This is a genomic window from Thalassospira xiamenensis M-5 = DSM 17429 (genome assembly GCF_000300235.2).
GTDB lineage: Bacteria > Pseudomonadota > Alphaproteobacteria > Rhodospirillales > Thalassospiraceae > Thalassospira > Thalassospira xiamenensis.
In genome coordinates this window covers 901,199-916,601 of record NZ_CP004388.1, presented here as the reverse complement: position 1 = coordinate 916,601, position 15,403 = coordinate 901,199, and the positions used below count along the sequence as shown (strand labels likewise).

17 protein-coding genes are annotated in these 15,403 nt (G+C 54.2%); 7 read left to right on the top strand and 10 right to left on the bottom strand.

Features of this window, described 5'->3' with window-relative positions:
• Window positions 1-65 precede the first annotated feature (65 nt).
• Window positions 66-725 carry a TetR/AcrR family transcriptional regulator gene (locus tag TH3_RS04205; RefSeq protein WP_007090534.1) on the top strand — a complete coding sequence of 220 codons (660 nt, stop codon included), beginning with the start codon at window positions 66-68 and terminating at the stop codon, window positions 723-725.
• 25 nt (window positions 726-750) lie between these two features.
• Here TH3_RS04205 and TH3_RS23020 read toward each other — a convergent pair whose 3' ends face one another.
• Window positions 751-921, bottom strand: a complete 171-nt coding sequence (locus TH3_RS23020; protein WP_167710548.1) for a hypothetical protein — start codon at window positions 919-921, stop codon at window positions 751-753.
• Window positions 922-1,328: 407 nt separating this feature from the next.
• Between TH3_RS23020 and TH3_RS04195 the strand changes: the two genes are divergently transcribed.
• Entirely contained in the window at window positions 1,329-2,543 is a 1,215-nt protein-coding gene (locus TH3_RS04195) for an NADP-dependent isocitrate dehydrogenase (protein ID WP_007090536.1), read from the top strand.
• 186 nt (window positions 2,544-2,729) lie between these two features.
• On the opposite strand, the gene TH3_RS22255 is transcribed toward TH3_RS04195, so the two are convergent.
• Window positions 2,730-3,578, bottom strand: a complete 849-nt coding sequence (locus tag TH3_RS22255) for a hypothetical protein (protein ID WP_139328249.1) — start codon at window positions 3,576-3,578, stop codon at window positions 2,730-2,732.
• A gap of 231 nt (window positions 3,579-3,809) precedes the next feature.
• On the opposite strand from TH3_RS22255, the gene TH3_RS04185 reads away from it, so the two are divergent.
• From TH3_RS04185 to TH3_RS04175, 3 genes are all read left to right on the top strand, one after another.
• Complete coding sequence (locus TH3_RS04185; RefSeq protein ID WP_040059548.1) at window positions 3,810-4,310, top strand: RNA polymerase sigma factor; 501 nt, start codon at window positions 3,810-3,812, stop codon at window positions 4,308-4,310.
• The gene (locus TH3_RS04180; protein ID WP_007090539.1) at window positions 4,307-5,074 is read left to right on the top strand and encodes a hypothetical protein; all 768 of its coding nucleotides are present in this window, start codon (window positions 4,307-4,309) and stop codon (window positions 5,072-5,074) included. The genes TH3_RS04185 and TH3_RS04180 overlap by 4 nt, the downstream gene beginning before the upstream one ends.
• A 133-nt stretch (window positions 5,075-5,207) precedes the next feature.
• Entirely contained in the window at window positions 5,208-6,167 is a 960-nt protein-coding gene (locus TH3_RS04175) for a hypothetical protein (RefSeq protein ID WP_040059546.1), read from the top strand.
• Between the two features lie 31 nt (window positions 6,168-6,198).
• Here the strand turns inward: TH3_RS04175 and TH3_RS23015 are convergent, their stop codons facing one another.
• From TH3_RS23015 to TH3_RS04145, 6 genes are all read right to left on the bottom strand, one after another.
• Entirely contained in the window at window positions 6,199-6,375 is a 177-nt protein-coding gene (locus TH3_RS23015) for a hypothetical protein (protein ID WP_167710547.1), read from the bottom strand.
• Entirely contained in the window at window positions 6,347-6,949 is a 603-nt protein-coding gene (locus TH3_RS22250; protein WP_007090542.1) for a substrate-binding periplasmic protein, read from the bottom strand. The genes TH3_RS23015 and TH3_RS22250 overlap by 29 nt, the downstream gene beginning before the upstream one ends.
• Before the next feature lie 180 nt (window positions 6,950-7,129).
• Entirely contained in the window at window positions 7,130-7,996 is an 867-nt protein-coding gene (locus TH3_RS04160; RefSeq protein WP_007090543.1) for a pirin family protein, read from the bottom strand.
• Between the two features lie 234 nt (window positions 7,997-8,230).
• Entirely contained in the window at window positions 8,231-8,833 is a 603-nt protein-coding gene (gene wrbA, locus TH3_RS04155) for an NAD(P)H:quinone oxidoreductase (RefSeq protein WP_007090544.1), read from the bottom strand.
• Between the two features lie 156 nt (window positions 8,834-8,989).
• A complete protein-coding gene (gene glpQ / locus TH3_RS04150) occupies window positions 8,990-10,042 on the bottom strand; it encodes a glycerophosphodiester phosphodiesterase (protein ID WP_007090545.1) in 1,053 nt (350 codons plus the stop codon).
• A 144-nt stretch (window positions 10,043-10,186) separates the two neighbouring features.
• Complete coding sequence (locus TH3_RS04145) at window positions 10,187-11,860, bottom strand: M20/M25/M40 family metallo-hydrolase (protein ID WP_007090546.1); 1,674 nt, start codon at window positions 11,858-11,860, stop codon at window positions 10,187-10,189.
• Window positions 11,861-11,997: 137 nt separating this feature from the next.
• Between TH3_RS04145 and TH3_RS04140 the strand changes: the two genes are divergently transcribed.
• On the top strand, window positions 11,998-12,414 hold the full coding sequence (locus TH3_RS04140) for an Lrp/AsnC family transcriptional regulator (RefSeq protein WP_007090547.1): 417 nt from the start codon (window positions 11,998-12,000) through the stop codon (window positions 12,412-12,414).
• Window positions 12,415-12,817: 403 nt separating this feature from the next.
• On the opposite strand, the gene TH3_RS04130 is transcribed toward TH3_RS04140, so the two are convergent.
• Both TH3_RS04130 and TH3_RS04125 read right to left on the bottom strand, forming a co-directional pair.
• Complete coding sequence (locus TH3_RS04130; RefSeq protein ID WP_007090549.1) at window positions 12,818-14,005, bottom strand: vWA domain-containing protein; 1,188 nt, start codon at window positions 14,003-14,005, stop codon at window positions 12,818-12,820.
• A gap of 6 nt (window positions 14,006-14,011) precedes the next feature.
• Complete coding sequence (locus TH3_RS04125) at window positions 14,012-14,857, bottom strand: AAA family ATPase (RefSeq protein ID WP_007090550.1); 846 nt, start codon at window positions 14,855-14,857, stop codon at window positions 14,012-14,014.
• A gap of 229 nt (window positions 14,858-15,086) precedes the next feature.
• Here TH3_RS04125 and TH3_RS04120 point away from each other — a divergent pair, with 229 nt between their 5' ends.
• On the top strand, window positions 15,087-15,395 hold the full coding sequence (locus tag TH3_RS04120; RefSeq protein WP_007090551.1) for a hypothetical protein: 309 nt from the start codon (window positions 15,087-15,089) through the stop codon (window positions 15,393-15,395).
• The last annotated feature ends 8 nt before the right edge of the window (window positions 15,396-15,403 follow it).

The following is a 15,403-nucleotide window of genomic DNA, read 5'->3' as shown; positions in this document are numbered from 1 at the left end:
GTACCATTTGAACCCTTATGGTACCAAACAGTACCAAACGTCAAGTGCAGAATTGGAACAGTTGCTTGTCCGAAACGCGAAATATCGACCCGAGAACCCTGAAACGTCGCGAAGCCCTGATTGATGCGGCCCGTGAACTTTTTTGCGAACATGGCCTTTCGGGCACGACACTTGAAATGATCACCGCCGAAGCTGGCGGCTCCCGGCGAACAATTTACGAATTGTTCGGCAACAAGGACGGCGTATTTGAAGCGGTGATTCGCAATTGCACGGGACGTGTGGTTGCTGTCATGGCCGATCTGGAATTGTCACAGATGCCGCTGCGGGCGGCCCTGATCCATTTTGGCGAAACGCTGATGACGCTTCTGACCACGCCGGAAACCATTCGCTATATGCGGCTGTTCCTGTCCGAAGTTCCGCGGTTCCTGCATCTGGGCAAGGTGTTTTATGAAAGCGGCTTGATGAGCGGCCGCCGGATCATCACATCCTACTTCGAACGCCAGATGGAAGAAGGCAACTTCCCCAAAAGCGATCCGAAACAGGCCGCCGTGTTTTTCACAAGCCTGCTTAAGGCCGATTACGATTTCCGACAGATGACCTATGTCGGCTGGGAACCACACGCAAAGGATTTGCACGCCCATGTAATTGCGGCGGTCGATATGTTCTTGCGCGGATACGGAATAGACCCGGCCACGGTTGACCAGAAAACCCCGGCGCAGGCATAAGCCTGCGCACCGAACGACTTCCGGCTCAGAACATGACCAGCAGGCGATAGGCAATCGGCCCCATCATCGTGATCACCCCGATCCAGACAAGCGCAAGGCCCCATCCCCGGTCGCGGAAGCTGTATCCGACGCCCAAAAGGCAGAAGCCGACAATGCAGAGCGCGATGATGATGTTGGTTTCATAAGGCAGGTTCATGGAAGCCCCCATTTGGTTCCGGTTTGACGGTGCCGGAGTCTTCCCCCTGAACCCGACAAATGCGAGTTTGACCCATTCCATAACCTTTTTCTTTGATCAGGATCATATGCCGTCACATGCCATGTCCCCTGCCCGTGGGATGCGCACTAATTCAGGGAATGGTGTAAATATCGGGCAAACCAGCGTTTTCTAGGGCAGCATCAACATCGGCCAAGGCACAAAAACCCAGCAATTTCGGCCTTGCGCGAAAGTCTTAACAAGGATGTTGCGCCGCCCTCTTTGATTTTCTGATTTCATCCTGTATGTTGCGCTCTCCCGACGCGGCCAGGGCGCTCCCTCGCGCGCCGGATGAAATGTCAAATGGCAGCCGCGCTGTACCCTGGCCGCGGCCAGAAAGGGAGTATTCCATGAGCAAGATTCAAGTGAAGAATCCCGTCGTCGAGCTCGACGGCGACGAAATGACCCGGATCATCTGGGACTTCATTAAAACCAAACTTATCCTGCCGTATCTCGACATCGATCTTAAATATTACGATCTGTCGGTTCAGAAACGTGACGAAACCAACGACCAGATCACCATTGATGCGGCAAATGCCATCAAGGAACATCGTGTTGGCGTCAAATGCGCGACCATCACGCCGGACGAGCAGCGCGTCGAGGAATTCGGCCTGAAGAAAATGTGGAAGTCGCCGAACGGCACCATCCGCAACATCATCGGCGGTACCGTTTTCCGCCAGCCGATCATCTGCTCGAACGTTCCGCGTCTGGTTCCGGGCTGGACCCAGCCGATTGTCATCGGTCGTCATGCTTTTGGTGATCAGTACCGTGCGACCGACTTCAAGGTTCCGGGTGCAGGCAAACTGACCATCAAGTTCCAGCCGGCAGACGGCGGCGAGCCCATCGAACACGAAGTCTTCGACTTCCCGTCTTCGGGCGTTGCCATGTCGATGTACAACCTTGATGACAGCATCATCGGTTTCGCACGCGCCTGCATGAACTATGGCCTTGCTCTTGGCTGGCCGGTTTACCTGTCGACCAAGAACACGATCATGAAAGCCTATGACGGCCGCTTCAAGGATCTGTTCGAGGAAGTCTTCCAGAACGAATTTGCCGACAAGTTCAAAGCTGCTGGCATCACCTATGAACACCGCCTGATCGACGACATGGTTGCATGTGCGATGAAATGGAATGGTGGTTTCGTCTGGGCTTGTAAGAACTATGACGGCGACGTTCAGTCTGACACCGTGGCACAGGGCTTTGGCTCGCTTGGTCTGATGACCTCGGTTCTGATGACGCCGGATGGGCAGACCGTAGAAGCAGAAGCAGCCCACGGCACCGTCACCCGCCACTATCGCCAGCACCAGCAGGGCAAAGAAACCTCGACCAACCCGATTGCGTCGATCTTTGCCTGGACGCAGGGCCTTAAGTACCGTGGCGAGTTCGATGCCACCCCGGACGTCGTGAAATTTGCCGAAACCCTTGAAAAAGTCTGTGTCGACACTGTCGAAGCTGGCTTCATGACCAAGGATCTGGCGCTGCTGATCGGTCCGAACCAGAAATGGCTGACCACCACGCAGTTCCTCGACAAACTTGACGAAGGCCTGAAAGTTGCCATGGGTTGATTGCCCGGCACCTTCCCTGAATGATGAAACCCCGCCGGTGCGAGCTGGCGGGGTTTTGTTTTGCCTGAGATCAGCACGGTTGGGATGACAAAAAAAGCCCCGCCGGAGGGGACCAGCGGGGATAAGTTTGCTGCGTGTCCCAACCAAAGAACGTACAGCAGAAAGCAGGATCAGCTGCTTTTGAGGTCAGGTTGCGTCGGTTGTTGTATCGTCGCCACCTGTATCACCGGTATCAGTGGTATCGTCCGTGTCGCCGCCACTGTCACCGGTGTCGCCGGTATCACCTGTATCGTCTCCCGAATCTCCGGTATCACCGGTATCGCCAGCATCCCCGGTGTCACCCGGATCAGGTTCACCGTTGTCCGGAGTATCGACATCGTCATCCGGGCGGGTCAGTTCTTTCCAGCCATGAACAATAATGTCCTGTTCAATGTCCGGGTCGATATCCGGCCCGGTCGGAGCCCCAAAGACCCGTTGAATTCCCGGCGGAAGTGCGCCAGCCAGCCCGGGAGCACGCCCGATACCCGGCGGCATGCCGCGTTCTACATCCTCACCCTCTACTCCCGCCGGGCCCAGCCCGCTGCGTCCGAAGGCTTTACCTTTCGACTGCAGGCCGAGGTCCTGTGCTTTAGATTTTGCGGCGGCACTATTGCCCGGGCCATCGGAAGCATCAGCATTTTTACCATTGCCGTTTCCGTTACCACCGGCATTGCTGCTGTTGCCCGGGCCATCGGGACCGCCAGGCCCGCCATCGCCGCCAGCACCATTGCCATTGCCGTTTCCACCACCATTCCCGCCGCCGTTGCCGCCAGCGTTCCCATTACCCCCGCCGTTTCCGTTACCGCCACCGTTTCCACCACCATTCCCGTTGCCGCCGCCATTACCATTTCCCTGGGCAATTGCGGTTTTGGCCGAGAAGTCCAGCTTGCCGAAATCAATCGATACCGGCGCGCCGATCAAGGCAAAGGTGCCAACACCTAGAAGGGCGGCCGTGCAGATGCGGTTACGCATGATTGTTTTTTTACCGCTTTTCATTTTTTCGTCCCCACCTATGAGGTCCAATCTTGTGGATGATTTCATCCGGTGATTTGCAAGGACAACGCGCAGGCTTTCCATTTTCATCCCACTGATTGAACTTTTTTCAGATTTTTTGAACTGTGATGGAAGAAACAGACGTTCGCGCGCGTTATCTGCATAACAAGACACCAGATTTAAAAAGATGATCACGGTCGGGAGTTCGGTTTGGAACCGGCAATACGCGCAGAAATGACAGAATTGCTGCCCCGCATCATGCGATTTGCAAGATCGCTGACCCGTGATGCCACCGCAGCAGAGGATCTCGTTCAGACCGCCTATATTAAAGCGGTCGAGCGGATTGATCAGTATGAACGCGGCACACGTCTGGACAGCTGGATGTTCCGGATTGTCCAGACTAGCTGGATTGACGAAAAGCGGCGCGAGCAACGCCGTGGTGTCGTGATTTCGTTTGAGGACGCGCGTGAGATCACCATGCCCTCGCATGGTCATGGTGGCACAGACCGCATGTTCCTTCAAAAGGCGCTTGGAAGCCTGTCCGAAGAACAGCGCGCTGCCCTGACACTGGTTTTGTTTGAGGGTTACACCTATCGCGAGGCTGGCGGCATTCTGGATATTCCGCACGGAACGGTGATGAGTCGGGTGGCCCGTGCACGCACCTATCTGGCCGGTCTTCATGACGAGGACGGCACCGAAAATGACGATGAAGACATTCAGCGAGGATCATCATGAGTAATAGTTTGTCAGAACAGGATTATGCCTTGCTGTCTGCCTATGTCGATGGTGAGCTTGGTCCGACGGATTGCCGCAAGGTGGAAGACCGGATCGGCAATTGCCCGAGGATGCGACGGCAATTCGAAGTCATTGCCGGACAGTCGGTTATGTTGCGCAGCCAGTCCGAACGCCTTTTGAGCGATACGGTATATCCCGACCTGTCAAAACGGATCGCCGGTATCCTTGACGGGCAATCCGCAACGGTACCATCCATAACCAATGATGCGCCGTCTCTTGCAATCCCGAAAGCGGCAAACTCCAATACGCGCACAGCCATTTTTACCGGCATCGGTGCGGCGGCTGCAGTCCTTCTGGCCTTTGTTGGGGGTAGCTGGTTTTCGCAAAATATTGCGCCGAATGGCGTAATGTCTGGCACCAATGCGCAGCTTGCGGAATATTCACCGGTCAATAACCCGGTTCTGGATGCTCAGATCAATGAAACGCTGGAAAACACGCTAAGCGGTACGATCCGCAAGGTATCACTTCGCAAAACCGATATTGGTGAAAGCGAAACCCTGATCGAACCGTTGCGAACCTTCCAGCAGAACGGCTTGTATTGCCGTGAATATCAGGTGACCTTCCCGTCAGCCGCCACCGAAGCCAATGCCTTCTTCGGCCGTGCCTGCCGAACCGGTTCCGGCGTTTGGGAAACAGTTTATCGGCTGATACCGGGCGCTATGGATATGGAAAACCTGACCAAGGCGCCAGAACAGAAGCTCTAATCAACAATGTACGTTGCGACCACTTTCAGGTCGCAACGCTCTTATGGTCAACAGGCCCAAATCAAAAGAACGCTTGATAAAAAGAACACGAGGATCAGGATCGATGTGCTGCTTGACCGCTCCGCGATATGCGATGGCGATTTTTCCTTTTCTGGCGATGGCCGCAACCGCTGGCTGTCAGGTGACCAATACACTCAACAGTTTTTCCCAATCCCTGAATGAACTCAATGACGGCATGTCCGCCTATGCCACAGAACGGACCAATGATGGTCCGGATATGGGATCGGCGAATTTGCCGAAATTCGGAACCGGGGATGCTTTTGTCTTTGACAGTGGCCGGGCGGTGTACGTGACCAAAACGTCCGGGGAAAAAGTCTTCTGGAATGGCGACGGCGATTACAGTTTCGTCACGACGAACGATTTTACCCTGCCTAATCTTGAATGGTCCTATACCGATAAGGAAGGTCAAAAACGATCCGGCACGGCATCCCTTCGCGACGGATCAGAAAGCATTTGGCCGCTGTCATTTGACAAGCAGGTCCGGATTTATACTATGTCGGAAAATATCGATCCCGAAACCGGCAAGCCCGATCAATATCAGCAATGGCTGACCTGCAGCGTACCCGCAACGGAAACCGTGACGGTCGAAGCCGGGACCTTTGATACCTATATCGTTGAATGTGCACGTTACTGGCAGCAATGGTGGATGCAAACCACGAAATGGTGGTACGCACCCGAAATTGGTTATTACGTCAAACGCGAACGCAACTGGAAATCGGGTCAGGACCACAGTGAGGAACTGATTACCTTTGGCCCGGCACCGACGAAAATCCCGGCAGCAGATCGCAAACGCCTTGCAGCATTGGTTCAGGCAACACTGGAAGATACGCTTTCAGGTAAAACCATGACCAGCAAAGGTAACATTACGATTGCAGTTACCCCGCTTAAAACGGTGCAAACCGACAAGGGCGCTTGGTGCCGCACCTATCGCCAATCCCTGAGCGCGCACAACCGCACCAGCAGCCAGATAAAAACCGCATGCCGCACTGAAAAAGGCTGGATTGTCGAGGATGATGTTGCCGGAAAATCATGACTCTGGCGGATCTTTCGATCCGTTCAGGTGATCAGTATTGCGCGCGGTTCAGCAACCGAGCCAGTTCGCCGCTTTCGTCCAGTTCCTTGAGGGCTGTGTTGAAATCCTGCATGATCTTGCCTGCCCTGGGATGGTTCAGGCCGACCACGAAATGCAGCGGCATGGTCGAAAGCGGTTCTTCAATATGCCCGAAATGATCCAGTTCCAACCCGGCCGCCCGCATGGAATCGCGTGCTTCCGAGCGCGGGGCCACGACAATATCGACCCGCCCGGCTCCCAGAAGTTTGAAACAGGTACGCATAATCGGGCGGTGCATGGCGGGTTGCCCGCCCGGTTGCAAGCATCTGGCTTGTCCTGCCCAGTTCGGCATACCCCAGCGGCAGGCAAAGTGCCGCACCATTCAAATCATCGATGGTTTCAAAATTCTGGCGAGATTTCGCATACCAGCCAAACGCTGGCAGGCTGGCAACCGGTTCGGAGAACAGGACCGAGCGCGCCCGGAACGGGGTATAAGCATAAGGGAAAGTGCCTTCAACCTCGCCCCTTACCGTCATGTCATAGCCCTGACGCCAGGACCGCCAGATAATTTCAGCATGATCATATCCGGCAATCTCGAATGCGCGGCGGACAATCTCGGTCATGATACCACCATCGGGCAGATCACGACCGGTAAAGGGGGCAAAGTAATCCCCGGTCACGATCCGGACATGATCGGCTTTTGCCTGCGTCGCCATCATCAGCGACGCGGTCAACACCAGCATCATGACCCATTGTTTTTTCATTCCCGACCCACTCCGCAGGGCATTACTGCCCCCTGCATCTTATAGGTTAGGGGCGCAGGTATTTCTTTCAAGCCGTGCAAGACTTCGAACCTGCCCACATCACAATATCGCCCGATACCCGCAAAAGAAAAACCCCGCCAAAAGTTTGACGGGGTTTCTGGAACTTTATGAATGTCTTTTTCAGGAAACAGCCGCCGCACGGACAAACCGGCCACGCTGATAATCGTCGAAGGCCTGCATCAGTTCCTGTTTGCTGCTCATGACGAACGGGCCATAGCGAACAACCGGTTCGTGCAGCGGACGGGCCGCAATCAGAAGCATCCGCCCGCCTTCGGGCCCGCCTGTAAGGGTGATGCTGTCACCGTCGTCAAGCACGGCCAGATGATGTGTTGTGACGGCTTTATCGGCAACAATCGCATCCCCGATAAAGACATAAACCATGGCCGCGTGGCCTTCAGGCACCGGCAGGGTCACCTCGCGACCAGCCGCCAGTTTGGCATCAATAAAGACCGGTTTGGTGGCAATCCCGTTAACCGGGCCGGTTTTGTCCATGAATTTACCGGCGACAAGGCGCAGATCAACACCGTCTTCGGGGCTGAATTGGGCAACGTCGCGGCCTTCAATATTCTGGTAACGCGGGGTAACCATCTTGTCCTTGGCCGGCAGATTGATCCAAAGCTGGAACCCCTGCAAAAGACCGTTTTCCTGTTCCGGGCTTTCGGAATGCAAAATCCCGCTGCCGGCGGTCATCCACTGCACACCACCCGAACGCAGAACACCTTCATTACCCATGCTGTCCTTATGACGCATGGCACCTTCGACCATATAGGTCACGGTTTCAAAACCACGATGCGGGTGTTCGGGGAAACCGGCAATATATTCGTCAGCATTGTCGGTTGAAATGGAATCGAGCATCAGAAACGGATCAAGCATATCAAGCTGCGGCGATCCGACGGACCGCTTCAGCGATACGCCTGCCCCGTCGGATGTGTCCATCGCGCGAAGTACGCGCGCAACACCGCGCGGTTTTTTGCCCTGTTCAGACATCAGGTCCTCCTGTCAGCAGCCGGGAATCTATCGGGCTGCGATCTGTGAAACTTCATATCCCTCAATCTGGCAGAAAACTGTCGCGAAACAATGGCCAATCAAGCATCGAATTGTTTCCCATAACACCCCAATCAATCAAAAAGGCACGAACATCATAGCAAATGTTCGTGCCTCTCAATGTATCGGGGCCGCGCAGATAACCCGCACGACCCTGATATCGAACGCAATCAATGATTACCCAGCCAGCTTTGCCGCCAGTTCGGCAACGTGTTTGCCCTGGAATTTTGCAATATCAAGCTCGTTGGTCGAAGGCGTGCGCGAACCATCCGCCCCGGCAAGCGTTCCCGCACCATAGGGCGAACCACCTGTAATTTCGTCCATATTGGTCAGCCCCGAACAGCTATAGGGCACACCGACAATCACCATACCATGATGAAGCAACGTCGTATGGGTCGTGACAATCGTGGTTTCCTGACCGCCATGCTGGGTCCCGGTCGAGGTAAAGACCGAACCGATTTTGCCGATCAGTTTGCCTTTGGCCCACAAACCACCGGTCTGATCAAGGAAGGTGCGCATCTGGCCGGGCATATTGCCAAATCGGGTCGGAACGCCAAAGATGATCGCATCATATTCCGGAAGATCGTCAACTTTCGCCACCGGAGCCACCTGGTCAAGCTTGGCACCAGCACCTTTGGCGACATCTTCGGGCATGGTTTCAGGAACGCGCATAACGTCAACATGCGTACCGGCAACACCACGTGCGCCTTCGGCCACGGCATTTGCCATGGTTTCGATATGTCCGTACATCGAATAATAAAGAACCAGAACCTTGGCCAATTTTGCCTCCTTGAGTTGAAAATCCGTCGCCATCAGCATGCGGCGACTGCCGCCTGACGGAAACAGTCAGATTGGAAACAGTCTATTTCGCTTAACCTACCCGGATCAGAACGCGCGCATCCCGGAACTGTTCCAGACCGCGACACGCCAACTTAATCAGTCCTGCTGCGGTCGCACCGCCAGATATTCGACAACCTGATCGGGGAAGTCGGTAAAGATGCCATCAATCCCGGCATCGTCAAAGATCGCCTTAAGCGCGATATCCATATCGCCCGCCCATTTCGGCAACTGGTCAGCCCGCAGGGTATAGGGATGGACTTTCAACTGCGCACGCTGGGCTGCGATCAGGGTTGGTGTCATGATCGCCGTGCCATCGGCACTAAGCCCTTCGATGACCTGTGGCAACCAAGGGCCAAGACCATCCACCACAGTTGCCATTTCGGCCACACCATCATCGGTTTTCAGATAATCGTAGTCCGTGCCTTCGGGCGCACCCCATTTGTTTTCACCCAGCAACTGAACCAGCTTGCCCTGATATTTCAGATCATTCCGGATACGCTTGGTTTCGGCCCAGTCGAAGCTCTGAACAAAGGAATTGGATTCCGGCGTGCCATAACCCCAATGTTCCATGATCTTGATGACCGCGGCCGTTACATCCTGTCCTTCGGACTTGTGCCATGCCGGGTCCTTGATTTCCGGATAGATGCCGACATCGCGCCCGGTTGATTTGTTAAGCCCCCTGATCATGGCGATTTCTTCTTCAAAGGTCGGGATTTTGAAGATGGCATATTCGCCGGGGAAACGGTTGGGATAAACCTGATCACCGGTATCGGCTTTGAACCGTTCGGTAACGTTCAGACTTTTGAGTTCTTCCAGCGTGAAATCAATCGCGTAATAACGGCCATCTTCACGTTTGCGGTCGGGGAACTTCTTGGCAACGTCGGTCGTGGTATCGATATGGATGTCATGCAGGACAACCGGCACGCCATCCTTGGACATCACCACGTCCTGCTCGATGAAATCCGCCCCCATGCCATAGGCAAGCGCCTTTGCCGGAAGGGTATGTTCGGGCAGATAGCCCGATGCTCCGCGATGGGCGATCACAACCCGTTCAAGGGTACTGTCCTGTGCCATTGCCGGTGTTATCACGACAGGCAAGATCGCAAGAGCAGTCCCCAGAATGGCCGCACGCGCAGATTTCATCAGCATCCCATAACTCCTTATTTCCACATAAGTTTTGCCTAGCATAGTGACGAAACGATGCGGCAGGAACAAGGCAGAAGGCGATAGCACAAAGTTTCTTGAAACTGTTACGCCTGATCGCCTTCCATGGATTGCTTTGCAACGGGTTGATCACCCCAGAAGTTCATCCGCGATTTCGGCCAGAAAATCGGGCAGCACATGATAGGCGTATGGTGCATAAAGTCGTTCATGACGTTGGTGATATTCCCGGCCCCACGGACCGATATTAACCACCGGATAGGTCAGGGCATTGCCAACCGGACGATCGACCAGTTCGGCAATCGGGGTGCTGGCGGCGATGATATCGATATCGGCGACATCGGTCACATGGCCGAAAAAGCTCATATCCGAGATGCCCATGAAATAACCGCGATCACAGATCCGCGTTTCGTGACGGGCCTCTATCGTGGCGCGGGCACGGCTGATCGCATCCAGAAACTGCCGGTCCATATCCTTTGCGCGATCAACATGCACCGCCGGGTAATGCAAACCGGCCATACCGGTCACTACGGCCGGGCCGCGCAGATGTGCCTCGGCCAGCATCGCACGGACCAGAATACGGGTACGATTCAGCGGATTGTTATCCTTTGCGGTTTCAAGGGCCACCGCCTCAATCCGATCAAGCGCATCGCTTCCGCCGGATGCAAACGCCATATCACGCAGTTGTGCAACCGTTACCATGCGCAAGGGTGGCAAAGGTGCGGGAGCAGCCTGACCGCAGGCCTTGGCATAGCGGGCCGCGTGGATGGCAAACCGTTCAAGTGCGCGTTTTCCGGCATCCTTTACGATGTTGGTGAAATCGCCCATCAGCTCGGCACAGCTTTTCCCCATAACCAGCCAGTTAAACGCCATCCAGACATGTTCAGGCGTGGTGACTTCGTAGATATCGCGCACATCGCGGGCCTCAAGACAGACCGGGGGCGGTGCTGTTTCACGCATGCCACGATCACACAGGTTACTATTAGCCTCGATCGCCTGCATGATTTCCGATGCGATCACATGGGCGGAAACACCATCAAACGGATAACCGACATGGGTTGGCAAACCCGCCACTAGGGCAAAGGGCAAAAGCTTCCCGACCGAGCCATGGAAAATCGCCCGACCGACTTCGCCATTGCCAGGGTCACTGCTGGCGTCCAGATTGATCCCGCCGACAATGTCGAGGTTCCATCGCCCGATCAGGTCAGGCAACGCATTGCGCAGGCTGCGCATACCGCATGAATTGCGTTCTTCATCAGGCGTCAGGAACAGGACGACATTGCCCTTCCGATCCGATTGCTGACTGAAATGTTCCAGAAATGCAATGCCCGCCGCATCACCGCTTTTCATATCAAGCAATCCGCGCCCCGGGATGAAATCACCGGTCTGAAAATCGCGAAGGGCAAGTGCCTCGGCATCGCTAAGATTTTCCTGGCCCGAAAGATCGGCAATCAGGGCCTCGCGCAGCGCATCGGGCTCAAAAGCCAGATGTTTCAGATCATGATAATTTTCAATCGAAACCACATCAAAATGCCCGGCCATCGCCAGTGTTTTGCGACCACGCCCGCGCACCAGTGCGACAACGCTTTTTGCCATTCGGCTGCCACCCGCCACCGGATGGCTGTCGATCACGGCGATATTGTCGGGGTTATCCTGAAAATAAGGAATTTCATGCAAAATATCGATGATCAGCCCTGTGATATCGGCTTCCCCGGCACTGCCGGTAACACTGCCAAAACGGGTCAGACGGTCGGCGATTTCAGCAGTACGGGCATAAGGTGCCCATCGTTTTCCCGGCATGGTCATGTGCTTGCTCCCTGATGACGTAACAGCAGGATATGCTTTGCCGAAATCAGTTAAAATGCCAGTTTGATACAATTTTCGATTGGAAATTGATTATTCCATCAGGATAATTAAGGAAATCATCAAAGCGGAATGAAATTATGGATGACCTTGACCGCCGCCTTCTTGCCGAATTGCGCGTCAATGGGCGTGCTTCTGTCCCGAAACTGGCGCAGCTTTTGGGGGTTGCAGCCGGAACGGTTAAAACCCGCATGGACCGCCTGATCGATCAGGGGGTGATTGCCGGGTTCACAGTACGTCTGCGTGATGACGCAGCCGATGGAACCGTCCGGGGCGTGATGATGATCGAACTATCGGGCAAGAATGTGAAAACACTGGTGGCGAGCCTGCGTAAAAACCTTGGCTTTGCCGCCCTTCACACCACCAATGGCGAATGGGACCTGATCGCGGAAATTCAAGTCCCCGCCCTTTCGGATTTTCATCAGGTTGTCACGACCGTGCGCGCCATGGAAGGCATTGCCAAAACCCAAAGCTATCTGTTTCTGGGTCCGGCATGAGAATACAAGTCGCAGTCTAGTTCGTTTTATAAAGAGACAATGTACGAATTAGATTTCGGCACGCTTTTAAATCATTAGAGAAACTCTTCTGGTAATGCTTCAACCCGTCTAGCCTAGCGGCTCTAGCGAGGTCGGCTTCGCCCTCAGAAGAGAGCAAACTAGCAATATACTGGGAAATTCGGGCATTCTCTTGCATCATCCGATTATAGCCCTGTAAATCGTTTGCATCACCGAACATCCCGATACAATAGTCAGCCATTCCTGCAAGAGAGGACAAAGATTTCAAAACTTTGTCATTCTCTCCCGAGACAACGGGTTTTAAGAAAATAAAGTTGCTAACACAATACAAAAACCAAAACAAGCTTCACCAATCAATGCTCCACGAGATGAATAAGTAACTCTTCTAGCGGTTCAATTCCCCTGTCATCCGATCAAGCCCCTCAAGGGTTAGCGGATACATCCGGCCTTCCATCAGCTTGTGCATGATCTGGATCGAGCCGTGATATTGCCACCAGTTTTCCGCCTGCGGATTGATCCAGGCGGCATGCGCGAAATGATCAAGCAAACGTTGCATCCAGACCGCCCCGGCTTCCTCGTTCCAATGTTCGACCGAGCCACCGGGATAGGTGATTTCATAGGGGCTCATGGTGGCATCACCAACAATCACCAGCTTGTAATCCGCACCATAGGTCCGGATTACATCCCATGTTGAAACCTGATCGGTGCGGCGGCGCGCATTGTCCTTCCAAAGCCCCTCATAGGGGCAATTGTGGAAGTAATAATATTCAAGATGCTTGAATTCGGTTTTGACCGCGGAAAACAGTTCCTCACAGACCTTGATATGGTCATCCATCGACCCGCCAATATCAAACAGCATCAGGACCTTGACCGCATTATGCCGTTCGGGCCGCATTTGAACATCAAGCCATCCCTGACGGGCGGTGGATGAAATGGTACCGGGCAGATCAAGCTCATCTGCCGCCCCGGTCCGCGCCCATTTGCGCAAACGCCGCAGGGCCACCTTGATATTGCGCGTGCCGATTTCAACACTGTCATCAAGGTTTTTAAACTCGCGTTTGTCCCAAACCTTGACCGCGCGCCGATGGCGGGATTTATCCTGCCCGATCCGCACACCTTCGGGGTTATAGCCATAGGCACCAAAGGGCGATGTCCCAGCGGTGCCGATCCATTTATTCCCACCCTGATGACGGCCTTTCTGTTCCTCAAGCCGCTGTTTAAGGGTTTCCATCAGTTTTTCCCAACCGCCAAGCGCCTCGATCTCGGCCTTTTCCGAGTCGGTCAGGAATTTTTCGGCAAGCTTGCGCAGCCATTCTTCGGGAATGTCAGCCTTGGCAACTTCGTCCATGCCGTCAGCCAGATCAACCACACCCTTGAAATGGGCGCCAAAGACCTGATCGAACCGATCAAGATGGCGTTCGTCTTTCACCAGTGCTGCGCGCGCCAGGTAATAGAAATCCTCGACCGCATAGTTCGCAATCCCCTTTTCGACGGCCTCCAGCAGCGTCAGATATTCGCGCAAACTAACCGGAACGCGGGCCTCTTTCAGTTTATAGAAAAAGCCGCTGAACATGATCGTCTAACGCCCTTCACGCCGCGCCATGAAGGCAAGGCGTTCGAACAGATGGACGTCCTGCTCGTTTTTCAAAAGCGCCCCATGAAGTGGGGGCACGGCTGTTTTGGCGTCCCTGGCTCGCAATGCTTCGGGCGGCAAATCCTCGGCCATCAGAAGTTTTAGCCAATCAAGCAGTTCCGAGGTAGACGGCTTTTTCTTAAGCCCGCCAACATCGCGCATGTCGTAGAACAGGTTCAATGCCTCGGACACCAGACGTTTCTGGATATCGGGGAAATGGACAGCAACGATTTCCGCCATGGTTTCGGCATCCGGAAAACGGATATAATGGAAGAAACACCGGCGCAGGAACGCGTCGGGCAGTTCCTTTTCATTGTTCGATGTAATGATCACGATCGGGCGGTTTGTGGCCCGGATGGTTTCCTGTGTCTCGTAGACAAAGAATTCCATCCGGTCGAGTTCCTGAAGCAAGTCATTGGGGAACTCGATATCGGCCTTGTCGATTTCGTCAATCAGCAGAACCGGCGCGCTTTCATCCTCGAACGCTTCCCAAAGCTTGCCTTTGACGATGTAATTGGCAATGTCATGCACGCGCGCGTCACCAAGCTGGCTATCGCGCAGGCGCGAAACCGCATCATACTCATACAATCCCTGCTGGGCGCGTGTGGTTGATTTGATCGACCAGATAATCAGCTTCTTGCCAAGCGATTTTGCAATTTCCTCGGCCAGAACGGTTTTGCCGGTTCCCGGCTCGCCCTTGACCAGAAGCGGCCGTTGCAAAGTGATCGCGGCATTGACCGCCACCATCAGATCCTCGGTCGCGACGTAATTTTTCGTGCCCTGAAACTTCATTTTTGCCCTGCAACATAAGTTGACGTTTACGTTAACCTAGGGCGTTGCGAGCCGGGCGGCAAGGGACGAGTTTAACAACCCGCCAACTTCAACGTTCTTGTAGAGTTCAAGCCGATAGCCTAAGGTTAGTGAAAATCATACAAATTCCAGACTATTTTAAAGTCTTGGTGCCGGGGGAGTTACAAAGCTGCGCGATTGCGATTGTGCAATGCGTCTGGGGGAAGCTTGTGTGACGTATCTTCAGAATTATCAGGTTCTATCATCGCGTGATCTTTATGAAACCCGCGCTCTTCTGGCCGAACTGAATTCCATTGATACACTGGACCTGATCGAACGCCCCGCATCTTTCGATGTCTCGATCCATGGCGTTGCCTTGGGCGATTTGCAAGTTTTGCATTCGTCCTTTGGGGATTGTCGCATTCAGCTTCGAACACCAGAAAGCGATAACGATGCCCTATTCATGATCATCCCGACCGAAGGGGGGGATCGGTGCAGCATCAAGGGCAGAATTACACAATTTCGGCCAGACGCGGAATAATCCGCGAC